The sequence below is a fragment of the Kitasatospora sp. NPDC036993 genome (genome assembly GCF_055607525.1).
On sequence record NZ_JBVJRP010000008.1, the window covers coordinates 14749 to 37641 of the forward strand.

Below are 22893 nucleotides of genomic sequence, written 5' to 3' on the forward strand. Positions count from 1 at the left end.
GTGGCCGGTCCGGGGCACGGGGCCTGAGCACGAAAACGGCGCCGGCGTGCTCCCGTTCAGCGGATCCGGAGGGCGCTTTCGGTGATGTTGCGGGCCATGCCGCCGAACACCACGGTGTGGAACGGCGCGACGGCCCACCAGTAGGCGTGTCCGGCCAGACCGTGCGGGTGGAACAGCGCCCGCTGCCGGTAGCACGCCCCGTGGCCGCCGTCCGGCGTGACGGAGAGTTCGAGCCAGGCCAGCCCGGGCAGGCGCATCTCGGCCCGCAGGCGGAGCAGCCTGCCGGGTTCGATCTCCTCGACCCGCCAGAAGTCGAGGGAGTCCCCGACCCGCAGCCGGGCCGGGTCGCGGCGGCCCCGGCGCAGTCCGACGCCGCCGACCAGCCGGTCGAGCCGGCCCCGCAGGGCCCAGGCGAGCGGGAAGGAGTACCAGCCGTTGTCCCCGCCGATGCCTTCGATCACCCTCCAGACGTCGGCGGGTGACGCGGTCACGGTGCGCTCCCGGACGTCCTGGTAGAGGCTGCCGCCGGCCCAGTCGGGGTCGGTGGGCAGCGGGTCGCTGGGGACACCGGGCAGCGAGGCGGAGGACCAGCGGGTGGCGACGTCGGCGTCCTTGATCCGGCGCAGGGCGAGCGTGACGGCCTGGTCGAAGCCGGTGAGTCCGGCCGGCGGGTCGGGCACCCAGCGGGCGATGTCGTGCTCGCCGCAGACCACTTCGTGGCGCAGGGACTCGACGAGCGGTCGGGCGATGGAGCCCGGCACCGGGGTCACCAGGCCGACCCAGAGACTGGAGAGGCGGGGCGTGAGGACCGGAACGGGGACGATGAGGCGCCGGCGCAGTCCGGCGATCCGGGCGTAGCGCCGCATCATCTGCTCGTAGGTGAGGACGTCGGGGCCGCCGATGTCGAAGGCCCGGTTCAGCCCGGACGGCAGCTGGGCCGCGCCGACCAGGTAGCGCAGGACGTCCCGGACGGCGATCGGCTGGATCCGGTTGGACACCCAGCGCGGGGTGACCATCGCGGGCAGGCGCTCGGTGAGGTGGCGCAGCATCTCGAAGGAGGCGCTGCCGGACCCGATGATCACCGCGGCGCGCAGTTCGGCCGTGGGGACGCCGCCGGCCCGGAGGATGCGCCCGACCTCGGCGCGGGAGCGCAGGTGCGGTGACAGCTCCGCGGCCGTGTGGTCGGGGACGAGGCCGCCGAGGTAGACGATCCGGGTGACGCCCGCGGCCGCCGCGGCGGCCGCGAAGGCGCGGGCGGCCTCGCGGTCGGTCGCCTCGAACGAGGGCCCGGTGCCGAGCGAGTGGACGAGGTAGTAGGCGACGTCGACGTCGTCGAAGGCCCCGGTGAGGGTGGCGGGGCGGGTGACGTCACCGGTGGCGGTCTCCACCCGGGCCCGCCAGGGCTGGTCGCGCAGCCGCCCTGGGTCCCGTACCAGGCAGCGCACGGCGTGCCCGCGGGCGAGCAGTTCGGGCACCAGGCGGCCGCCGATGTAGCCGGTCGCACCGGTCACCAGGCAGCGCAGCGGGCCGGGCTGCTGCGGATCCATGCCGACTCCTCCTCCGGAAGCCGTGCTCGCGGGCTTCCGCCGGTACCGAAACGACGCCACCAGCATCGCGCAGGACCTTCGGAGCCGGCACCCGGAGCGGACCGGCGGGTGCGCCGGCCCCCGGCCCGCGGGTGAGCGGCGGGGCGGGTTCACCGGTATCGCACATATCACCGAACCCGTGCAGTGATATCAGCACAGTATTTCCATCACCCATTTGGCGGGATCGGCGTTCGAATATCGAAGGCTACGCTTCATTCCTGAGCCCCAGGAAATTTCCTGAGGAAATTTCTCGGGGCGGCCACCAGCATCACCAGGTGTCCGGTCATATTTTTCCGGACTCCAAGAAGTCGAACACGAGAGGGGATGATCGCCATGGCGAACCACTGGAACGGGATGCCGGCCGGTTCGATCGACGCGGTCTGGATCAAGAGCAGCGCGAGCTCGCCGAACGGCCAGTGCGTGGAGGTGGCCGCCACATGGGAGGGGAATGTGGCGGTCCGCAACTCGCGCGACCCGGAAGGTCCCGCGCTGCTGTTCACTCCGGCGGAGTGGGCGGCCTACCTGTCGGGCGCCAAGGCCGGGGAATTCGACCGGATGATTACCGGCTAGTATTCCGACGAGAATAAAGTCGCGAACACGCGGGCCCCGATTGTGAGACGATGAGACCGTTTACTATCTGGTCTTTCTCATCACTGGGGCCCGCGTGTCCGCTTTCAATGCATCCGAGGCATTCAAGGGGTATGTCCCGACCGGCCGGCCGGACGCCGATCCGGAGAAGAATCCCACGGTCGCGGCCGTGGTCGTCAGCGCCAACCTGCGCTCCGCGCGGCTGAGCCTGGGAGCGAAGCAGGGCACCGTCGCAACCGGCGGCAACATGTCGGCCTCGAAGCTGTCCAAGCTCGAACGCGGGCTCGCCCTGCCGCAGCAACGGGACGTCGAGCTCCTGGCCGACCTCTATGACCTGCGCCCCGCGGAGAAGGCGTGGCTCATACTGCTCACCAAGCAGGCCCAGCAGCCGCCGGAGTGGCAGCGGGCGGGCCTCGCCACGCCTCCCCACATGGGCCAGCTTGTCGGACTGGAGCCCGCGGCCGAACGGCTGTGGACGTACGAGGCGGAGCTCATCCCCGGACTGCTCCAGACCGAGGCCTACATGCGGGCCGTGATGGCCTCCAGCCAGCCGCCGCTCGACGCCGGCGAGGTCGAGGAGAGGGTGGAGCTGCGCCTCTACCGGCAGGCGAAGCTCTTCGCCAACCTGCCGGAGTGCATCTTCGTCCTCGACGAGAGCATGCTGCGCCGCCGCTTCGGCAGCCGGGAGACCATGGTCGAGCAGCTGGAGCGCCTGATCGAGGTCGCGGAGAACCCCCTGATCCAGATCCGCGTCCTCCCGCTGGACGGCGAACAGGTCCTCACCGGCGTGTGCTCCATGACGCGTCTGGAGTTCGGCCGGGAGGCCACCGGGCTGCCCTCGGTGATCTACCTGGAGATCGGCGACACCGGCAAGTACTTCGTCAAGGGCGCCGAGCCGGAGCAGAAGGACGCGCCGTCGTTCGAACGGCACAGCACCACCCTGACGCTGCTCCTGGGACGGACCGCGGGCCGCGAGCAGAGCCTGGAGCTGCTGAAGGAGGCCCGGCAGCGGTTCGCCCGCTGACGGGCCTCCCCTCCTCAGGAGATCCGCTGCTCAGCGGACGCGCGCGACCCCGCCGAACTCGACCCACTCCAGGCTCTTCTGCGGTCGGCGCAGATCGGAGTCCGGCCGCCAGTGGGTGACGTCCCCCAGGTACGGCGCGAGGACGGACAGACCGTCGAAGTACCGCCGGACGTCGTGCTTCTCGCGCACCCGCCCCCAGTGGCCGTCCGTACCCTGGTCCATCAGCTCGGTGACCTCGCGCCGGACCCGCTCCTCGTCACTCACGAGCTGGCAGATCACCAGGTAGCTGCCGGGGGCGAGGTGTTCCCGCATCCGCCGGATCATCGCCGCGGGCTCCTCGCGGTCCTTCAGGCAGTGGATCACCGACACGTACAGCGCGGCCACGGGCCGGCCGAAGTCGATGAACCCGCCCTTCGAGGCCTGCTCGACGATCCGCCCGGTGTCGGTCATGCTCGCCTCGATGAACCGGGTGCCGCTGTTCACCTCCAGCGAGGTGCGGCCGTGCGCGATCACGATCGGGTCGATGTCTATGTAGGCGACCCGGGCGCCCTGGTGGACCTCCTGCGCGACCTGGTGCACATTGGGCCTGGTCGGCAGGCCGGACCCGTGGTCGACGAACTGGGTGATGCCGCGTTCGCGTGCCAGGAACCGCACCACGCGTTCCAGGAACCACCGGTTGTTCAGGGCCAGTTCGCGGCTGCTCGGAGCGATCTTCAGAAGGTCCTCGCAGGCCTTCCGATCGGCTTCGAAGTTGAGTTCGCCGCCGAGTAACCAGTCGTACATACGTGCTGCGCTCGGGATGGAGGTGTCAATGGCATGCCCATGCCCACCCTCAGTACCCACGGCGCCCCTTCCGTGGCCGGATCAACCCGGGGTGTTCCCCGGGGAGTTGGGGCCCCATCGTAGGCACGGGCGGGCGGATTCACCACGCCTTCGCATCGGGGGCCGAGGCGTCCGGTGGCGCGCCGTGGCGAACGGGCGCCGGATCTGCGCAGGTCGCACGCCACCTCCCCGCGCCGGAGGGTGTCGCGGCTCCCCCTCAACCGGTGGGCGCCGGGTCGGAAGTGAGTGTCATGTGCGCGCAAGCATGCGAAGTGCGGCGCGCAGCTCCACTTCCACGACGCCTTCGGTGACCCCCATCAACCGGGCCGCCTCCGACGGGTCGAAGCCCAACCGGTAGCGCAGGAGAACCGCGTCGGCGGCGGCCGCGGGAAGCATGGTGTGCAGCCGGTCCCCCGTCCGCCGGCCGGGGGCGGTGCGTCGCGACACGGCATCCCGCAGGAAGGACCAGCACACCGCGGTCGGCTCGGGGCAGCTCAGCACCGCGTCCCACTCGGCCTCGACGTGGCCGAAGGTCCATGCCACCGCCTCCGCGGCGGGCCCGGCGCCGTCCAGCCGCGCCCGCGCGTACCTCCCGTACGGCGACCCGTACAGCTGGACGAAACCCTCGAAGCCGCTGCGCGCCCGCGGACTCCGCACGCGGGCTCCGGATCCCGGTGAACGCACCGTCAGACCCCCCACACCCGTCGGCCCCGGAACCCGGCCGCCCCGGCGCACCGGGGCAGCGCCACCCGGGCCATGCGCGGAGCGGCGAAAACGCCACTCAAACATGCGGCGGCATCGATTACCCCGAACGAGCGCAGAGCCCGGTCCGGCGGGAATTCACTGGTAGCTTGAGCGGAATCCGGGTGCGACGGAATGCGCCGCCGCACGCCGCGGAATAGGTCGAACATGCCTTGTCTCTTCGTTCTCGGTCAGCCGTGTTCGGTCCCGGGCATGGTGGGGCGACCATGCCCGGGGCCTCGCCGGTCGACCGGCATGAACATCAACCTACCGGCGATTCCGGCCCGTACGGCAGTTGAGGCCCAACCGCGCAATTTCCAATTGGCCGCGCGGGGCGATTCGGACCCGGAGGCACCCGGTCCGCTCCGGAGTCGGCAGGCATCGCAGCGTTCCGGTCATATTCTCTTCAAGAATGAAATTCCGGACTCATGCCTTCCCCATCCGGCCGGCCCGATGCGCCGACCGCTCCGCGGGATCGGATCCGCGGGGTCAGATCCGCGTGGACAGCGGCACGGATATCTGCTTCATCCAGGTGCCTGTCGCGAAGTCACGTGCCCTGATGACGACGCGGTCGCGGTGCACGTCCACCTGGAGCCCCTGGTTGAAGTGCCCGGGGACGGTGACCTCGCCGCCCTGGCCGTTGTCGGCGAAACCGGTCTGCACGGCACCGGTGTTGATCACCGAGAAGCCGTCCAGGTTCGCGGTGCCCGGCACGACGCGGCGGACGTACCAGTCCGAGAGGGTCAGGTCCCAGTGGGTGTGGCCGCTGAACAGGAACACGTCGCGGTAGCGCCCGAGGAGGCCGAGGAGGCGGTCCGGCTGGAGGTAGTCGCTCATGTAGATCTTGCCGCGGGTACCGGAGACGGTGTCGGGCAGCGGGTGGTGGGTGATCACCATGACCGGCTTCCGGCGGCGGGCCCAGTACTGGAGGCGGTCCTCCAGCCACTGGAACTGCGCCTCGCTGATCCACACCTCGTCCCACAGGGAGCTGTCGTGGTACTTCATGTAGCGCTCGGTGCCGAGGGTCAGGACCGGGATGCCGCCGAAGGTCGTCTCCGCGTAGATCGCGGACCTCCTGGCGAACCGGTAGAAGCCGCGGAAGAGGGATTCCTCGGTGGTGCCGTTGGGCCAGGTGCTCTGGGCGAGCGTGTTCGGGTCGGCCCACTTGGGGACGTAGAACTCGTGGTTGCCGATGGCCCAGGCCACCTCGCGGGGCTTCGGCCCCTGGTCCAGCACCTTCTGCACGTCGGCGTACTCGAAGTCGTAGCCGCGCGGCGTGATGTCCCCCGCCACGGCCAGGCCCGAGGACTGCGGGTTGGCGGCCTTGATGTCCCTGAGCGCCTGGGCGAAGTCGCCGAGGTCGCCCTGGATGTCGCTGATGACGTTGAACGTGGTCACCAGCCCACCGCCGCCGTCGGCGGGTGCCGCCTCGGCGGTCCCCTGGGCGAGACCTCCGAGCACCAGGGCACCGGCGGTCGCGCCGAGCAGCGATCTGCGTTCCATGGGTCTTTCCTTTCGGCTGTCGCGCGGGATCGAGGCAGCTCGACTCCGCGCTTCGGACCAGACCCGTTATCACTATGCGATCAAGTGGGCGGCCAGGTGAACGGGCACTGTCACGTTGTCGAGGCCGAGCGGTCCTGATGCCCGGTCAGCGTGCCGTACCCCGCCACGAGGTGCCGGCCGGACGCCCGCAGGGCGCGGAGCCGACGGCTCCGCGCCCTGCCCACCGGTCCCCTGACGGCGGGGACGGTGCGGGGTGGTCCGCTCATGAGCGTTTCGAGGAGTCGGACGACGGCCGCCTCCGCTGCAGCCACAGGCCCGTGAGGGACACGGCCACGGTGAGCCCCAGCGCCAGCAGGGCGTCGGCGCGCGAGTCCTGGAGGACGATCATCACCGCGTACAGCCCGAGGAGCGCGAGCAGCGCCGCCCAGGTGAGCCCGGGGAACAGCCAGACGCCGGTACCGGGAAGGGGCCGGCGCCCGTCGGCGCGGTCCCGACGGCCGAGCACCAGGTGTGCCGCGGCGATGCCGATCCAGGTGACGTACACGGTGTCGCCGGTGATGTTGACGAGCCGGCTGAAGGCGCTCGTCGGGTGGACGACCTGGAGGAGCAGGCACAGCGCCGCGAGCGCGGAGGTGAACAGGATCGCCGTGTGCGGCGCCCCGCGCCGGGAGATCCGGGCGAAGACGGACGGCGCGTCACGGTCCCTGGCCAGCGCGAACAGCATCCGGGAGCTGGCGTACACCTGGGAGTTCATCGTGGAGAGCATCGCCGCGAACAGCACGACGTTCAGCACGGTGGACGCGCCGGGCACGCCGAGGTGGTCGAGCGTGGCGGCGAACGGGCTCTCGCCGACGGCCGCGCTGTTCCAGGGCAGGAGCAGGACGACCACGGACAGCGAGCCGAGGTAGAACACGGTGACCCGCCACATGATGGTGCGGGTGCTCTTGCGGATCGCGGCGGCGGCGTCCTCGGCCTCGCCGGCGGCGATGGTCACGATCTCGGTACCGGAGAAGGAGAACATCGCGCCGGAGGTGGCGATCACGACTCCGCTGAGGCCCATCGGAAGGAAGCCGCCCTGGCCCAGCAGGTTCCCGGTGCCCGGCGCCGGCGTGCCCGGCAGCAGGCCGGCGACCGCGACGAGGCCGACGCCGATGAACAGGGCGACCACCGCGACCTTGACCCACACCACCCAGAACTCCATCTCGCCGTAGGCGCGTACGGAGCCGAGGTTGACGGCGGTCACCGTGCCGAGCATCAGCAGGGCGACCAGCCAGACCGGGAGGGCCGGGAGCCAGCCGTGCACGATCTGCCCGGCCGCGATGGATTCGATGCACATGCCCAGCGGCCAGCCGACCCAGTAGATCCAGCCGCTGGCGAACCCGGCCCAGCGGCCGAACGCCAGCCGGCCGTACACCGCGAAGGCGCCGGTGTCGGGGCGGGTCACGGACATCTCGGCGAGCATCCGCATGACGACCACGACGATGGCGGCCGTGAGGGCGTAGGCGATCAGGACGCCCGGGCCCGCCTGCTGGATGCTCACGCCCGAGCCGACGAAGAGCCCGGCGCCGACCGCGCCGCCGATGCTGATCATGGTCATGTGACGGCTGAGCAGGCTCCGCGACAGCTGCGGGCCGCCGCCGGCTCCACCGCTGCCGGCCGCACCGCCGCCGGCAACGTCGCTCGGCGTTCCGGCGCCCGTACGTCCCCTCGTGCCGCTCACGACTCCAGCGCCATTCTCTGCCGGGCGTCCACCTGGGTCAGCAGCGCGCGGAACAGCGGCAGCCGCAGCCCTGAGTCCGGTACCAGCGCCTCCGGGTGCCACTGGACGCCGACGGTCCAGGCCGCCCGCGGGTCGGCGGACAGCTCGACGGCTTCCACGCACCCGTCGTCGGCGCGGGCCGACACCCGCAGCCCGTCGCCCACCCGGTCCACCGCCTGGTGGTGACCGGACGCCACCGCGATCCGGTCGCGCCCGAACGCCCCGGCCAGCGCGCTGCCGGCCGACAGCGCGACCTCGTGGACGGCCCACTCGATCCCGGGCTCCGGGTTGTGCGTGACGGCGGTCGGCGCCATGTCGACGTGGAGGGTCCCGCCGCGGACGATGTTGAGCAGCTGCATGCCGCGGCAGATCCCGAGCATCGGCCGCCGGTGCTCCAGGGCGTGCCGGACCACGGCGGCGTCCAGCAGGTCCTGTGCGGGGTTGACGTCGTACAGCGCCGGGTGGGCGGAATCGGCACCGTACATGGCCGGGTCGACGTCCCCGCCGCCGGGCACCACGAAGCCCGCGCAGCCGGCGAGCCGCTCGTCCAGCGGGCTCTCCTCGGAGTGCGGCTGGAGCAGGACGGGCTCGGCGCCGGCGGCCCTGACCAGGGAGACGATCTCCTCGAAGATGCGGTTCGCCTCACCGATGCGCTCGTCGGCGCCCGGGGCGTCACCGTCGCTGAGGCGTACGGGTATCCCGATCAGGGGTGCCGGGTGGTCGGTGAGGGTCATGGGTTCTCCTGTGAACGGCTTGCCAATGAGATCCGAAATCTAGAAGATAGGTTTCATGGATGGCAAGGGGTGGACTCGACACATCGAGCCGGTGCGTTCGGCGGGGGCCGCGGAGGCCATCGCCCGCCGGCTCGGCGAACTGATCGGCGCGCGGATCCTCGTCGGGGGTGACCGCCTGCCGCCGGAGAAGACCCTGGCCGAGCTGTTCGGGGTCGCCGTGATGACCGTCCGCCACTCGATGGCGGTGCTGCGGGAGGACGGCCTGATCGAGACCCGGCGCGGCCACGGGGCCGGCACCTACGTCGTGCCCGACATCCTCACCCGCATCGGCGAACTGACCGCCCTCCACCCGTACACGCTGGCCGACATCGAGGAGCTGACGGCCTGGCGGATCGCGGTGTCCGGCGAGGCCTCCGCCCGGGCCGCCCTCCGGGCTTCCGAAGCCGGGCTGGCCAGGATGCGCGAACTCGAGTCCGCCGCCGACGTGGCGGTCGCCGACCCGGAGGCCTACCGCACGGCGGACGCCGGACTCCACCTGTACATCGCCGAACTCTCCGGCTCCAGGCGGCTGCTGGAGGCCGAGCAGGGGATCCAGCACGAGCTGACCAGGCTGCTCGCCAACCACCCCGGCGGCACCGGGTCCCGCAGCACCCCCGACCAGCGCCACCGCGCCCTCGCCTCGGCGATCGAGGCCCGCGACCCGGCACGGGCCCGCGAGCAGTTCACGATCCACGCCGAGGCCACCGCCGACCTGTGCCTCCCCTTCGTCCAGCAGCCGCACCGGCCCGCCTGACGCCGGCCGTCGACGACCGCCCCCGTAGAGTTAGCTGAGGCACACCTAAGTCACACAGGCCGTACCCCTTCTCGCCACACCGGCACGGGCGGCCCCCGTCTCCGACGACCGTCGGCGCCGGGGTGTGCCGGTCGAGTGCGTCGGGACGGGGAGAGAGATGGCGAGGGACGGCCAGGAGGCCAGGCGTCCGCACGGCGAGCTGGTCGCGGACGTGCTGGCGGTGTTGTGGGCGGCCGGGGAGCCGATGACGGCCCAGCAGGTCAAGGGCGCGCTGCACCAGGGCCTGGCCCGGACGACGGTGACGACGATCCTCGCCCGCCTGCACGAGAAGGGGACCCTGGAGCGCACCCGGCCGGGGCGTTCCTTCGCCTACGCGCCGGTCTCGGACGCCGCCGGCCTGGCGGCCGGGCGGATGCGCCGGGAACTGGAGAAGGAGCCGGAGCGGGACCTGGTACTGAAGCGGTTCGTGTCCTCGTTGTCCACGGACGACGGGGACGTCCTGCGGCGCCTCCTGATCGAGGCGGTGGCCGAGCCGGCTCCGGCCGAGGGTGCGGCCGCGCTGGAGGCCGAGGCGTGACGCTGCTCCTGGTGATCGTCGCCCTCGCCGTGGTGCTTCCCTGGGGAGCGGCGCCGGCGGCCGGCCGGCTGGCCGGGCTGCTTCCGCCCCGCGAGGCCTCCCTGACGCTCGCGGGAGCGGCGGTGCTGCTCGCGGGCGGCACGGTCGCGGCACTGGTCGGGCTCTTCCATGTGCCGTTCCTGGCGGCGCTGGAGCATCTGCGGCTCGCCCAGGTGACGGCGGACTGGCCGGCGGTGTTGCCGGTGTCCTGCGCCGCCGGGGCCCTGCTCGCCGTGCAGGCGGTCCGGCTGGTGCTGGCCGCCCGCCGGCACCGGGCGCTGCTGTCGCGGGCGTGGGCGCTGACCGGGGAGGGGACGGCCGAGGGCGACGTGCTCGTCGTGCCCGGCGAGGAGGCGGAGGCCTTCGCCCTTCCGCGCCACCGCGGGCGCGCGGGCCGCGTCGTCGTGTCGGAGGGCATGCTCAGGGTCCTCGGACCGTCGGAGCGCGCGGTGCTGCTCGCCCATGAACGGGCCCATCTCCGCGGGCGTCACCACGTGTTCTCGGCCGTCGTCGGCCTGGCCGCCGCGGTGCATCCGGCGCTCGCGCGGCTCGGGCCCGCGCTGGAGTTCCACCTGGAGCGGTGGGCGGACGAGGCCGCCGCCGCGGCGGTGGGAGACCGGAGGGCCGCCGCGACCGCCATCGCCCGGGCCGCGCTGGCCGGGGCGGGTGGGCGCGGCAGCGGACTCCTGTCCGTGAGCACGGGGCCGGTCCCCCGGCGCGTTCAGGCTCTGCTGGAGCCGGAGCCCGCCGGGCCCACGGGGCGCGGGCCGCGTGCGGCCGCGTCCGGTCTCGTCGCCGCGGTGGTGGTGTCGGCCCTGCTGGCGCTCGGCCTCGCCTACGGCCTGCACGAGTACGTGGAGTACGCGGCCAGGAGGATCGTCGGCCACGGACCGGTCTGACGGCGCGGATCTGACGACATCGATGTAGACCAATGATCGGAAGCGTGGGTATGGTGAGCCTCGGCTTGCTTCTTTCGACGCCCGGGGCGTCGCGCTTTTCCGATGATGGGGACACGGTTTGTACGACGGACGGCAGGGATCGTCGAGTCCGTTCGAGCAGTCCGTCTACCTCCTGTCGGAGGCCGGGCGGGCCGTCGACCGTCTGCTGGCGGAGCGGCTGGAACACCGGGGGCTGACCCCGGTCCACCACGCGTTGCTGTCGGCGCTGGCGCAGCTGGGACCGCACGGTCGGCACGATCTCACCACCCGGGTCACGGCGCCCGGGGCCGAGGTGGACCAGGCCCTCGACGACCTCCTGTCGGCACGCCTGCTCCAGTCGATGGTCGTCCACGTCGGCGGTCGGCAGGAGGTTCTGACGATCACCCCCTCGGGCGAGGCCGCCCTGGACGTGCTCCACACCGACGCGTCCGCGACCCAGGACGACCTGCTGGCGCCCCTGACGAAGGGGCAGCGCGCCGAGCTCAACTCCCTTCTCCGGCGCGTGTGCGCGGCCGCCGCCCGCGGCGCCGGGCAACGGCCGCGGCTCCGCGAGGACGACGGTTGGGCACTGACCCGCGGATCCCGGCGCACCTGGGCGCGGGTCCGGGACGGCGTCGGCCCGGCCGACGGACCGGGCGTCGCGACGGCGGGCTGACTCCCCCGCGCGGAGAACTCAGTTCGGCACCGGACTGAGGGCCGCCCGGTGCTTCGTGAGCGGTGCCCCGCCGGCGCCGTCGAGCGCGAGGAGACGGTCCGCGTGGGCCGAGACCAGGGGCAGGTCGTGGCTGACCAGGACGACGGCGAGGCCCTGGTCGGTCCGCAGGCGGCGCAGGAGTTCCATGATGCCGTCGGCGGTGTCGGCGTCGAGGGCGGAGGTGACCTCGTCGCAGAGCAGCACGTCGGGTTCGGCGGCCAGCGCCCGGGCGATGGAGACCCGCTGGCGCTGCCCGCCGGAGAGTTCGTGGGGGCGGCGGTCGGCGTGGCCGGGGGTGAGGCCGACGGCGGTGAGCAGTTCGGCGACGCGGGCGTCGCACCGGTCGGCGGGCCGGGCGAAGTGGAGCTTCAGCGGGCGCGCGAGGGTGGCCCCGACGGTGTGGGCGGGGTTGAGGGCGCCGAGCGGGTTCTGCGGGACGAGCTGGATGCGGCGCCGCTGGTCGCGGGTGCGCCGCCGGTAGGAGGGGGCCAGGGGTGCGCCACCGAGGCTGATGCTTCCGGCCTCGGGGCGGTGGAGGCCGGCGAGGGTGCGCAGCAGGGTGGTCTTGCCGCATCCCGAGGGCCCGGTGATCCCGGTCAGCGTGCCGGGGTGCAGGGTGAGGTCGAGGCCGGAGAGGACCTGCCGGCGGGTCCGGCCGGTGCCGACCCCGGCGTCGAGTGCCTTCACCTCGACGACGGGCTCCGCACCGGCGCGAGCGCGAACCGGCGTGGGCTCCGGGGGTGTTGCCGGCGTGCTCGGGTCCGTGGCCGGGCCAGCGGGCTCCAGTGCGAGCACCTCGTCGGCGCAGCGGGCGACGAAGTCGGAGTCGTGGCTGGTGAGGGCGATGGCGATGGCGTCGCGGTCGGCGAGGTCGCGCAGCAGGTCGGCGATGTCGTCGCGCAGGGCGGCGTCCAGGCCGGCGGTGGGTTCGTCGAGGAGGAGGATCGCGGGCCGGCGGGCGAGGGCGCGGGCGAGGGCGACGCGCCGCTGCTGTCCGCCGGACAGGCTCGCGGTGCGGCGGTGTTCGAGGCCTTCGCCGGCCGGCAGCCGGACGACGCTCAGCAGGTCCGCCACCGGGGTTCGGCGGCGCTGCGGGGAGGTCTCGCCGATGAGCCGGGCGACGCGCATCCGGGGGTTGAGTCCGGAGCCCGGGTCCTGGCCGACGAAGGCGAGCCGGTGGCGGCGCAGCCGGCGCAGTTCCTCGGGCGGGAGGGTGAGGATGTCGTGGCCGAGGACGGTGAGGCTGCCGGCCGCGACGTGCGCGCCCGGGGGGAGGGCGCCGACGAGGGCGCGCAGCAGGGTGGTCTTGCCGGCGCCGGAGGGGCCGGTGACGGCGGTGATGCGGCCCGGGGTGAGGGTGAGCGTGGCGTCGGTGAGCAGCGGGGTGTCCCCGAGGGTGATGGTCAGTCCGGCGGCGCGGGCGGCGGGGTCGGTGGTGCTCACAGCGGGGTCTCCGGGGTGGGCCGGGCGGGGGCGAGGGCTTCGGCGGCGAGGTTGACGCTGATGGCGAGCAGGCCGATGGCGAGGCAGGGGGCGCCGACGGCCCACGGGTTGAGGGTGATGCCGGCGGCGTTCTCGCGGATCATCAGCGCCCAGTCGGCTTCCGGGGGTTGGGGGCCGAGTTGGAGGAAGGCGGCGACGGAGACGATGTAGATGCCTTCGACGAAGCGCAGGCCGAACAGGGCGAGGACGGTGGAGCGCAGGTTGGGCAGGACCTCGTGGACGGTGAGGTGCCAGAGGTTCTCGCCGCCCGCGGCCGCGGCTTCGACGAAGCCGGTGGTGGCGACGGGGGCGGCCGCGGCGGCGACGATCCGTACCGCGTAGGGGATGCCGAGGAGGGTGGCGGCGGCCGCGACGGCCAGGCGGCCGCCGGCGGGCCAGGCCAGGGCGATGAGCATGATGGCGAGGACGGAGGGCAGCAGGATCGTCAGGTCCGCGGCTCGTTCGATCCACCGGCCGAGGGCCGGGCGCAGTACGGCGACGATGCCGACGGCGGTGGCGGCCGCGGTGACGACCAGGGCGATGGCCAGGGCGGTGGCGATCAGGGGTGCGCCGCCGGTCAGGAGGCGGCTGAGGACGTCGCGGCCGAGCTGGTCGCCGCCGAGCGGTGCGTCGCCGCCCGCTTCGGCGTAGGGGAAGGCGACCGGGGCGTCGATCGGGTGCGCGGCGAGGAGCGGTCCGGCGAGGGCGAGGGCGACCAGGACGAGTGCGGGAACCGCGCGGATGAGCACCCGTCGCCTGGTGCGTCGGACGGTGGGCGCGGGGGCCGCTGTCGGGGCGTCGGCGGTCATCGGCGCTCCTCTCCGAGGGTGGTGGTGCGGACGAGGTCGGCGAGCAGCAGGAGCAGGCTGATGGCGGCGCCGGCCGCGGCCACGACTCCGGCGACGAGCGGGGTGTCGCGGTCGGTGATGGCTCCGGCCAGGATGGCGCCAATGCCGGGGTAGTTGAAGAGGGTCTCGACCACGACGGTGCCGCCGAGCAGCATGCCGGCGGAGGTGGCGATGCCGACGGCGACGGCCGGCAGGGCACCGGGGAGCATGTGGTGGCTGAGGACGCGTCGGCGGGGCAGGCCGTCGAGGATGGCGGCCTGGACGTGGGGCAGGGCCGACTGGTCGGCGAGGGCGCCGCGCACGATGCGGGTGTTCCAGCCGATCTGGGGGACCGCCAGGGAGAGCAGCGGCAGGACGATCATGGTCCATGACTCGGGTCTGCCGTCCGGTCCGGTGAGGGTGACGGCGGGCAGCCAGCCGGTCCACTGGGACAGCAGCAGGAGCAGGGCGACGGAGACGACGAACTCCGGCAGGGCGAACGCGGCGGTGGACAGGGCGTCGACGGCGCGGTCGACGCGCCCGCCCGGGCGCAGCGTGGCCCAGCCGCCGAGGGCGAGCGCGCCGACGGTGCTCAGGGCGAGGGCGAGGGCGCCGAGCAGGAGGGTGTTGGGGAAGGGGCCGGCCAGGACGTCGGTGACGTGCTGTCCGCGCGCGGTGGTGCCGAGGTCTCCGGTGGGCAGGCCGGTCATCCAGTCCCGGAACCGCTCGGCGACCGGGCGGTCGAGGCCCATGGCGGTGCGGCGGGCGGTGAGGTCGGCGGCGGTGACGCCCCGGTCGGAGGTCGCGCCGGCGGCGTCGCCGGGCAGCAGCTCGATGGCGGCGAACACCGCCGCGAGCAGGACGACGAGCATGACCAGGCGTCGGGCGGCCTGGCGGGCGGCCCGGCCCGCACCGGGGAGGATGCGGGCCGGGAGGCTGCGGGGCGCGCGGGCGCCCGGTTGGAGCGTGGTCAACGCGCCAGCCAGGTCTTCTCGAGCTGGACGCGGCCGTAGCCGGGGAGCGTGGGCAGGTCGCGGACGGCGGCTCCGGCGAGGTCGATGCCGTCGGCCATGCCCCACAGCAGGTAGCCGGAGCTGGCGAACTCGATCTCCTGGAGCTGGTGCAGCAGCTTGTCGCGCTCGGCGGGGTCGGCGGTGCCCATGGCCTTGCGGTAGGCCTCGTCGAAGCCCGGCTCGTTCCAGCCGGACTCGTTCTGGCCGGCGTCCGAGAGCATCGTCTTGGAGGCGAAGAAGACGACGGAGTCGTTGGTGCCCCAGTAGCTGGTGTAGAGCGTGCCCTTGAGCCAGGTGGCGTCCCAGAACGCCTTGGAGTCCTGCTTCACGACGTTGATCTTCACTCCGGCCTCGCGGGCCTGGGTGGCGAACAGCGTCGCGGACTCCGCCAGGCCGGCGATGTCCTCGGTGGTGACGAGGTCGTACGTCTTCGAGGTGTCGAAGCCGGCGTCGGCGAGCAGTTGCCTGGCCTTGGTCAGGTCCCGGGTGCGCTGCGGGATGTCCTTGGCGAAGGCCGGGTCGCCGGTGCCGAGGATGTCGTTGCCGACGCTGCCGTAACCGGAGAGGACCTGCTTGACCATGGCGTCGCGGTCGACGGCGAGCTTGAGGGCCTCGCGCACCCGTACGTCGGCGAACGGGCCGTCGGCGGTGCGCATGACGATGGGCATCGCCATGTCGTTGGGGCGGCGGACGATCCGGACGTCCTTGCGGGCCTCGGCGGTGCGGGCGGCGACGGCGCCGACGTTGGAGGCGACGTCGATCTGCCCGGCGAGCAGGGCGTTGGCCATGGCCTGGGGGCTTTCGAAGAGGCGCACCTCCACGGCGTCCAGCAGGACCTTGCCGCCGTACCAGGTGTCGTTGCGCACCAGGCGGGCGTTGCCGTCGCGGTACCAGTCGAGCTTGAAGGGGCCGGTGCCCGGGGCGCCGGCGATCGCGTCGTCCTTGGTGTCCTCCTTCATGACGAAGGTGGTCAGGCGGGTCTGTAGCGGCAGGTCGGCGTTGGGGTAGTCGGAGACCAGGACGACGGTCCTGGCGTCCTCGGCCGTGATGCCCTCGGGCTGGATGCCGGGCAGCCGGCTCTTGCCGGCCGGGGTGTTGCGCAGCCGCTTCAGCGACCAGACGACGTCGTCGGCGGTGACCGGGGTGCCGTCGTGGAACGTGGCACCGTCGGCCAGGGTGAAGCGCCAGGTCTTCAGGTCGTCCGACGGCTTCCAGGAGGCGGCCAGGCGGGGAGCGGTGTTGGTCTTGTCCCCGGGTATCGCGAGCGTGTCGTAGATCAGGCTGATGACGAGGTAGTCGCTCTCGTTGGCCTGGGTGCCGTGCGGGTCCCGGGTGACGGCGGAGGCCTTCCCCAGCGCACCGATCTTCAGCGTCCCTCCGGGGCGGGGCTGCTGACCCGTTCCGCCGGAGGCCGCGGGGTCCGTGGTGCCACCCTTGCCGCCGCCGCAGGCGGCGAGCACGCCGATCGCCCCGGCTCCGGCTCCGGCCCACAGCAGCTGTCGTCTGGTGACGCCCACGTTCGATCCTCGTCTCGGTTCCGTGCTCGATTTGCTTAGGGTTACCTACCCTAAATTCGAGCCATGTCGCAAGCCGTCCGGCGGGGCGCGGCCCACTTCCGGCCACGCGCCCCCGACCGCCAACTCGCGTCATGAGCAGGGGCGTTACCCCTGCGCGGCGCGTGCGCCGCCCCCTGGAACAGGGACTACGTAAATGTAGACATCCAGCCGGGTAAGGCTTGCCTAACCTCAAAGTCGTTGTTACGTTTCCTGTCGTCCGGCCGTTCGAGCCGCCCCGGACCACCGCCCCACGCGCAGCTCCCGTCGCCGTCCCGCACCGGCGCGGTGATGCCACGTGCCCGCACCAGTGCTCCTTCTCCTCTCCTGTCCCCGGAAGGTCCCGCCGTGCCCACCTGCCCTGCCCCGGTACGCCGTCTCGACGCCGACGACGTCGCGGAACTCACCACCACCGCCGCCGAGTTGCTGGCCCTCCACGGCTCCGCGACCAGCCCCGCCCTGCTCGCCGACCTGCCCGTGACCTGCGCCCGGCTCGGCGAGCCGCTGCGCCACCGGCTGCGTCCGGTCGACACCCCCGACGGCCTGTTCGTGCTGCGCGGCCTGGAGATCGACGACTCCGGTCTCGGCCCCACGCCCGGCCACTGGTCCACCGTCGGTGACGCCGGCGCGCTCTGGGACGTGGTGCTGCTGCTCGTCTCCACCCTGATGGGCACCCCGATCGCGTGGGACGGCCAGCAGGACGGCCGGTTCGTGCACAACATCGTGCCCTCGCCCGGCCACGAGAGCGAGCAGACCGGCGCCTCCAGCTCCGTCCTGCTCACCCCGCACACCGAGGACGCCTTCCACCCGGGCCGCGCGCACCTGCTGCTGCTGTGCTGCATGCGCAACCACGACGCCATCGCCACCACCGCGGCCGGCGTGCGCCTCGCCGACCTGTCCGACGCCGACGTCGAGCAGCTGAAGCGGCCCGTCGCGCCGATCCTGCCCGACGACGCCTACGAGCAGGCCCGGCAGTTCGGCGGCCGGCCCGCCCCGGTGCCCACCCTGTTCGAGACGCCCGAAGGCCTGACGATGCGCTACGACCCCGCCTACACCCCGCTGGAGGAGACCGACGAGGCATGGCGCGAGGCCTACGGGCACCTCGGTGAGGAACTCGCCCGGGTCTCGGTCGCGGTGAGCCTGGAGCCAGGCGACATCCTGGTCGTCGACAACGACCTCGTCGTCCACGGCCGGGTGCCGTTCCAGGCCCGCTACGACGGCACCGACCGCTGGCTCAAGCGCGCCTCCGTCCGCGTCGGGCAGCGCCCCACCCGCCCGGCCGCCGAGAACGACGAACACGGCTACGGCCAGGCCGCCCTCACCGCCTGGGCCGCCTGAACCACCGCTGCCGCCGCCTCACCACCTCGAAAGGGCACCCTCATGGACCGCGACGACACCACCCTGCGCGTACTGTCCACCAGCGACCTCGCCGGCCTGGACATCAGCCTCGCCGACGTCGTCGACACCGTCGAACAGGCCTACCGCACCCTTGCCGCCGGGCAGTCCGACAACCCGCGCAAACTCACCGTCAAGCCCGCCGACGGCCACTCCGTCTCCTACGCCATGCTCGGCCGCGACGGCGTGCGCAACGTCGTCGCCGTCAAGACCTCGTACAAGCACGGCCTCGACGAGAGCCGCGAGAACCAGCACTACTACACGACGCTGACCATCTACGACGACGTCACCGGCCTGCCCGTCGCCATGATGGACTGCTCCCGCATCGGCTCCCTGCGCACCCCGGCCGTCTCCGCCCTGCTGGCCCGCGAGTGCGCAACCCCCGGCGCGTCCACCGCGCTGGTGATCGGCACCGGCACCCAGGGGCGGCTCGCCCTGCCGTTCCTGCTCACCACCCTGCCCGGGCTGAAGCGCCTCCTGCTGTCCGGCACCCACCCCGACGGCATCGCCGCGGTCCGCACCGAACTCGCCCGGCACTTCCCCGACCGGGAGATCGAACTGGTCACCGACCTGGAGGCCGCCGCCCGCGACGCCGACGTCGTCGTCGCCACCGCCGGCGGACACACCCCGGCCGCCGTCGAGGCCGACTGGCTGCGGCCCGGTGCGGTGGCGATCCTCGTCGGCCACGGCCTGGCTCCCTCCGCCCTCCACCGGGCGGACCGGGTGATCGCCACCAGCGAGGCCCAGATGCGCGTCACCGGCACCGACATGGCCGACGCGGACGGCAGCCTCCCGGCCGTCGACCTGGAGCTGCCCGTCGTCATCTCCGGCGCCTCCCAGGCCCGCACCGCCCCCGGACAGCGGATCTTCGCCTACAACAGCGGACTCGTCGTCACCGACATCGCGCTGGGCCACCGCTTCGCCCAGCTCGCCGCCGGCCAGGGCCTCGGCACCGAGGTGGCGCTGTGGCGCTGACCCTGCCCGCCCACCCCGACCCGCTCGCCGACCGGATCCACGACAGCGGCCTGCTCCACGAACTCGCCCACGGCCTCCGCGGCCCCTTCCACTACCTGCTGCCCGAGCGGTTCGACGCCAACCTCGCCGCGTTCCGCACCGCCCTGGCCGACGCCGGGGTGGAAGGCCGGGTCCACTACGCGAAGAAGGCCAACAAGGCCTCCGTGTACGTCGAGCGCTGCGCCGCGGCCGGCGCCGGAGTCGACGTCGCCTCGCTCGGCGAACTGCGCGACGCCCTCGGCCACGGCGTGCGCGGCGAGGACCTCGTCGTCACCGGCCCCGCCAAGCACCCGGAGCTGCTGCTGGTCGCGGCCCGGCAGGGCGCGCTGATCGCCGTCGACGCCCTCGACGAGCTGGAGCGCCTGCTCCGCCTCGGCGGCGACCGCCCCGTACGGGTCCTGCTGCGCCGGTACCCGCAGGACCAGCCGCGCAGCCGGTTCGGCCTGGACGACGCGCAGTTGCACGAGGCGCTGGAGCGCTGCGCCGCGGCCGGGGACGCCGTACGGATGGAGGGCTTCAGCTTCCACCTCTCCGGCTACGCGATCCAGCCGCGCGCCGACCTCGCCGGGGAACTCGTCGAACTCTGCCTCAAGGCCAGGTCGTCGGGCCTTCCGGCGGACCGGATCAGCATCGGCGGCGGCTTCCCCGTCGACTACGTCGCCGCCGAGGCCTGGGACGCCTTCCTCGCCGGACAGGGGCCCGGGCACTACCACGGCGAGAAGTCCTTCGCCGCGGGCGACTTCTACCCGTACCACTCCCCCGTCGCCGGCGCGGACGCGCTGCGGGCGATCCTCGCCGCCAGCCCCGGCGGCAGTGGTCCGAGCCTCGCCGAGCGGCTGCGGCAAGCCGGCGTGCTGCTCCTGCTGGAGCCCGGCCGCGCCCTGCTGGACCGCGCCGGGTCGTCGGTGTTCCCCGTCCAGGGGGTCAAGGACCGCGCCGGGTACGGGATCGTCACCGTGGACGGCACCAGCCTCAGCCTGTCCGAGCAGTGGTTCAACAGCGAGTACCTGCCCGATCCGGTCCTGCTCCGCGACCGCGGCGAAGGTACCGGACACACGGAACAGCCGTACCCGGCCTGCGTGGGCGGGGCCAGCTGCCTGGACTCCGACCTGCTGACCTGGCGCAAGATCGCCTTCCCCGCCCGGCCCCGGGTCGGCGACCTGCTCGTCTACCCCAACACCGCCGGCTACCAGATGGACTCCAACGAGTCCCCCTTCCACGAACTCCCGCTGCCGCCGAAGGTCGTCATCGACCACCACGGCGACCGCCCGCGCTGGCACCTCGACCGCTGACCCCCGCCCCGCCGTCCCACGGAGCCCCACCATGACCGACGCCCTGAACCGCCCCCCGGTGGTCAGCCGGATTTCCGACCTCATCGGCTACACCCCGCTGTTCGAACTCGCCCGCGCCGACAACGGCGCCCGGCTGCTCCTCAAGCTGGAGATGTTCAACCCCACCGGCAGCGCCAAGATCCGGATGGCCCGCCAGATGGTCCTCGAAGCCGAGGAGCGCGGCGAACTGCGCGAGGGCGGCCACATCATCGAGTCCACCTCCGGCAACACCGGCCTGGGCCTGGCCGTGGTCGCCGCCGAACGCGGCTACCGCTTCACCGCCGTCGTCGACAACCACGCCGCCGCCGACAAACTGCGCGGCATGAAGGCGATGGGCACCGAACTCGTCTACGTCGACGCCGACACCGACGGCGAGGAACTCCACACCGCGGCCCGCGAGGAACTCGCCGAGGAGATGGCCCGCGGCAAGGACAACACCGTCTTCACCGAGCAGCACAACAACCCCGGCAACGCCGTCGGGTACTACGCCGTCGGCCGCGAGATCGCCCAGGCCCTCGACAACCGGGTCGACGTGCTGATCGGCGCGGTCGGCACCGGCGGCGGCCTGTGCGGGACCGCCCGCGAACTCAGGAAGTCCGTGCCCGGCGTCGCCGTCGTGGGCGTCGAACCGAAGGGCTCGATCGCCTTCGGCCCGCCCGCCCACGACTACTACCAGTCCGGCACCGGCACCCCCGAGGGCGCCACCATCGGCCTGCTCGTCGACTACGACCTCATCGACGAGGGCGTGAAGGTCGGCGACGTCGAGGCCTTCGCGACCGCCCGCGTCGTCGCCCGCCGCACCGGCCTGCTCATCGGCGGCTCCGCCGGGGGCGTCGTCCACGAGGCGCTGAACCGCCTGAGGACCCTGGCGCCGGATGCCGTTATGGTCGCCTTCGTCAACGACGGTGGCGAGAAGTACCTGGACACCGTCTTCAACGACGACTGGATGAACGCCCGGGCACTGCTCGACGAGGCCGTGGAGGCCGACATCGACGAGTCGCTCGCCAAACTCCGCAGGCCCTGACTTCCGAGAAACGTGACACCCACGATGCAGCAGCTAGCCACCCTCGTCCGCGACAGCCGCGCCCTCGCCGCGCTGGCCGTCCCGCTCGCCCTCACCCAGCTCGCCCAGGTCGCCCTCACCACCACCGACACCATCATGATGGGCGTCCTCGGCACGGAGGCCCTGGCGGCCGGCGGCCTCGCCCTGGTCGTCTTCAACCAGCTGCGGACCATGGGCGTCGGCCTCGTCACCTCCGTCGGCAACCAGGTCGCGGCCGCCGCGGCCCGGGCCGAACGGGCCCAGGGCTCCGAGAGGGCCGAGGGCACCGGCGACGACGACGTACGGGGCCTGGTGCGGGCGGCGATGGCGGTCGCCACGCTCGCCGGCCTCGCCGGAGCCGTCCTGATGGTCCTCATCGGCCAGGCCGCGACCCTGCTCGGCCAGGACGCCGCCGTCGCCCACCGCGCCCAGGGCATGCTCGCCGCACTGGCGCCGGGCCTGCTGCCCTGCCTCTGGTTCCAGGCGATCCGTCAGTTCACCGTCGGCATGCGCCGCCCCCAGGCCCTGCTGCGGATCACCATCGCCTCCGTCGCCGTCAACGCGGGGCTCAACTGGATCTTCATCCACGGCACCTGGGGCCTGCCGAAGCTCGGACTCACCGGCATCGGCGTCGCCACCAGCAGCGTCTACCTGCTGTCCTTCCTCGCCCTCCTCGGCTCCGCCCGCCGCGACCCGCAGCTGGCGCCGCTGCTGAGCCTGGACTTCTGGCGCGCCGACGCGGCCACCGTGCGCCGCCTGCTCGGCCTCGGCACCCCGATCGCCGCCACCTACGGCTCCGAGGCCGGGTTCTTCTCCGTCACCGCCCTGTTCGCCGGCAGCTTCGGCGCCGCCGCGCTCGCCGCCCACACCGCCGTCAACCAGCTGATCTACATCGTCTTCCAGGTCGCCGTCGGCCTCTCCCACGCGGCGTCCATCAACGTCAGCCGGGAACTCGCCCTCGGCGAGTACACCGCCGCCCGCCGGATCAAGAACACCGCCCTCGCCTGCGGAGCGGTCGTCACCACCCTCGTCGGCATCGCCTACCTCGCCCTCCCCGACCTCGTCCTGCGGCCCTACTTCGACGCCGGCTCGGCGGCCGACCGGCAGGGCCTGGAGATCGCCACCGGTCTGCTGGCCGTCGTCGCCGTCCTCCAGTTCTTCGACTGCGCCCAGAACATCGGCGTCGGACTGCTGCGCGGCCTCGACGACACCAGGAGCGGCTTCCGCATCACCCTGATCGGCTACTGGCTCGTCGGCCTGCCCGCCGCCTGGCTGCTCGCCTACCCGCTCGGCGGCGAGACCCGCGGCCTCTGGCTCGGCCTGCTCATCGGCCTCGCCACCACCGCCGTCCTCCTGCTGCGCCGCTACGGCCTCGCCCTCACCGCCAGGGCCGCCGCCGTGCCCGAAGCGGCCGTGGCGGGCTGAGCCGGCCCGACCA

The 22893-nt window shown here is 73.0% G+C and carries 21 protein-coding genes; 11 read left to right on the forward strand and 10 right to left on the reverse strand.

Annotation, left to right across the window (positions count from 1 at the left end):
* Positions 1–56 precede the first annotated feature (56 nt).
* Positions 57–1547, reverse strand: a complete 1491-nt coding sequence (locus tag ACZ7C5_RS18255; RefSeq protein ID WP_470322950.1) for an SDR family oxidoreductase — start codon at positions 1545–1547, stop codon at positions 57–59.
* Positions 1548–1919: 372 nt separating this feature from the next.
* On the opposite strand from ACZ7C5_RS18255, the gene ACZ7C5_RS18260 reads away from it, so the two are divergent.
* Complete coding sequence (locus ACZ7C5_RS18260; protein WP_401082629.1) at positions 1920–2156, forward strand: DUF397 domain-containing protein; 237 nt, start codon at positions 1920–1922, stop codon at positions 2154–2156.
* A 187-nt stretch (positions 2157–2343) separates the two neighbouring features.
* Positions 2344–3198: a helix-turn-helix domain-containing protein gene (locus ACZ7C5_RS18265; protein WP_401082632.1), complete on the forward strand. Its 855-nt coding sequence runs from the start codon at positions 2344–2346 to the stop codon at positions 3196–3198.
* A 30-nt stretch (positions 3199–3228) separates the two neighbouring features.
* Here the strand turns inward: ACZ7C5_RS18265 and ACZ7C5_RS18270 are convergent, their stop codons facing one another.
* From ACZ7C5_RS18270 to ACZ7C5_RS18290, 5 genes are all read right to left on the reverse strand, one after another.
* Positions 3229–4041, reverse strand: a complete 813-nt coding sequence (locus tag ACZ7C5_RS18270) for an SAM-dependent methyltransferase (protein ID WP_401082635.1) — start codon at positions 4039–4041, stop codon at positions 3229–3231.
* A gap of 228 nt (positions 4042–4269) precedes the next feature.
* Positions 4270–4677, reverse strand: a complete 408-nt coding sequence (locus ACZ7C5_RS18275) for a sigma factor-like helix-turn-helix DNA-binding protein (protein ID WP_470322951.1) — start codon at positions 4675–4677, stop codon at positions 4270–4272.
* A gap of 573 nt (positions 4678–5250) precedes the next feature.
* A complete protein-coding gene (locus tag ACZ7C5_RS18280; protein ID WP_401082640.1) occupies positions 5251–6264 on the reverse strand; it encodes a metallophosphoesterase family protein in 1014 nt (337 codons plus the stop codon).
* A 262-nt stretch (positions 6265–6526) separates the two neighbouring features.
* Complete coding sequence (locus ACZ7C5_RS18285) at positions 6527–7861, reverse strand: amino acid permease (protein WP_401082643.1); 1335 nt, start codon at positions 7859–7861, stop codon at positions 6527–6529.
* A 119-nt stretch (positions 7862–7980) separates the two neighbouring features.
* Positions 7981–8757 carry a gamma-glutamyl-gamma-aminobutyrate hydrolase family protein gene (locus ACZ7C5_RS18290; protein WP_401082646.1) on the reverse strand — a complete coding sequence of 259 codons (777 nt, stop codon included), beginning with the start codon at positions 8755–8757 and terminating at the stop codon, positions 7981–7983.
* Between the two features lie 55 nt (positions 8758–8812).
* On the opposite strand from ACZ7C5_RS18290, the gene ACZ7C5_RS18295 reads away from it, so the two are divergent.
* The 4 genes from ACZ7C5_RS18295 (at position 8813) to ACZ7C5_RS18310 (ending at position 11759) form a co-directional block, all read left to right on the forward strand.
* Positions 8813–9550, forward strand: a complete 738-nt coding sequence (locus ACZ7C5_RS18295) for a FadR/GntR family transcriptional regulator (RefSeq protein WP_470322952.1) — start codon at positions 8813–8815, stop codon at positions 9548–9550.
* A 157-nt stretch (positions 9551–9707) separates the two neighbouring features.
* Positions 9708–10127 (forward strand): BlaI/MecI/CopY family transcriptional regulator, encoded by a 420-nt coding sequence (locus ACZ7C5_RS18300; protein WP_401082652.1) that lies wholly within the window; start codon positions 9708–9710, stop codon positions 10125–10127.
* Positions 10124–11065 (forward strand): M56 family metallopeptidase, encoded by a 942-nt coding sequence (locus ACZ7C5_RS18305; RefSeq protein ID WP_401082655.1) that lies wholly within the window; start codon positions 10124–10126, stop codon positions 11063–11065. The genes ACZ7C5_RS18300 and ACZ7C5_RS18305 overlap by 4 nt, the downstream gene beginning before the upstream one ends.
* Positions 11066–11183: 118 nt before the next feature.
* Positions 11184–11759 carry a MarR family winged helix-turn-helix transcriptional regulator gene (locus tag ACZ7C5_RS18310; protein ID WP_401082657.1) on the forward strand — a complete coding sequence of 192 codons (576 nt, stop codon included), beginning with the start codon at positions 11184–11186 and terminating at the stop codon, positions 11757–11759.
* An 18-nt stretch (positions 11760–11777) separates the two neighbouring features.
* Here ACZ7C5_RS18310 and ACZ7C5_RS18315 read toward each other — a convergent pair whose 3' ends face one another.
* The 4 genes from ACZ7C5_RS18315 to ACZ7C5_RS18330 are packed head-to-tail and all read right to left on the reverse strand — an operon-like array spanning position 11778 to position 16637.
* Complete coding sequence (locus ACZ7C5_RS18315) at positions 11778–13241, reverse strand: ABC transporter ATP-binding protein (RefSeq protein WP_401082660.1); 1464 nt, start codon at positions 13239–13241, stop codon at positions 11778–11780.
* Entirely contained in the window at positions 13238–14089 is an 852-nt protein-coding gene (locus ACZ7C5_RS18320) for an ABC transporter permease subunit (RefSeq protein ID WP_401082663.1), read from the reverse strand. Before ACZ7C5_RS18320 ends, ACZ7C5_RS18315 begins: the two co-directional genes overlap by 4 nt.
* Positions 14086–15081 carry an ABC transporter permease gene (locus ACZ7C5_RS18325; protein WP_401082666.1) on the reverse strand — a complete coding sequence of 332 codons (996 nt, stop codon included), beginning with the start codon at positions 15079–15081 and terminating at the stop codon, positions 14086–14088. The genes ACZ7C5_RS18320 and ACZ7C5_RS18325 overlap by 4 nt, the downstream gene beginning before the upstream one ends.
* On the reverse strand, positions 15078–16637 hold the full coding sequence (locus ACZ7C5_RS18330) for an ABC transporter substrate-binding protein (RefSeq protein ID WP_470322953.1): 1560 nt from the start codon (positions 16635–16637) through the stop codon (positions 15078–15080). Before ACZ7C5_RS18330 ends, ACZ7C5_RS18325 begins: the two co-directional genes overlap by 4 nt.
* 384 nt (positions 16638–17021) lie before the next feature.
* On the opposite strand from ACZ7C5_RS18330, the gene ACZ7C5_RS18335 reads away from it, so the two are divergent.
* The 5 genes from ACZ7C5_RS18335 to ACZ7C5_RS18355 are packed head-to-tail and all read left to right on the forward strand — an operon-like array spanning position 17022 to position 22880.
* Positions 17022–18011, forward strand: coding sequence for a TauD/TfdA family dioxygenase (locus ACZ7C5_RS18335; RefSeq protein ID WP_470322954.1), 990 nt, complete (start codon positions 17022–17024; stop codon positions 18009–18011).
* 42 nt (positions 18012–18053) lie between these two features.
* Positions 18054–19043 carry an ornithine cyclodeaminase family protein gene (locus ACZ7C5_RS18340; RefSeq protein WP_470322955.1) on the forward strand — a complete coding sequence of 330 codons (990 nt, stop codon included), beginning with the start codon at positions 18054–18056 and terminating at the stop codon, positions 19041–19043.
* Positions 19034–20374: a type III PLP-dependent enzyme domain-containing protein gene (locus ACZ7C5_RS18345; protein ID WP_470322956.1), complete on the forward strand. Its 1341-nt coding sequence runs from the start codon at positions 19034–19036 to the stop codon at positions 20372–20374. The genes ACZ7C5_RS18340 and ACZ7C5_RS18345 overlap by 10 nt, the downstream gene beginning before the upstream one ends.
* Before the next feature lie 31 nt (positions 20375–20405).
* Positions 20406–21437, forward strand: coding sequence for a cysteine synthase family protein (locus tag ACZ7C5_RS18350; protein ID WP_401082680.1), 1032 nt, complete (start codon positions 20406–20408; stop codon positions 21435–21437).
* A 24-nt stretch (positions 21438–21461) separates the two neighbouring features.
* Positions 21462–22880 (forward strand): MATE family efflux transporter, encoded by a 1419-nt coding sequence (locus tag ACZ7C5_RS18355; RefSeq protein ID WP_401082683.1) that lies wholly within the window; start codon positions 21462–21464, stop codon positions 22878–22880.
* The last annotated feature ends 13 nt before the right edge of the window (positions 22881–22893 follow it).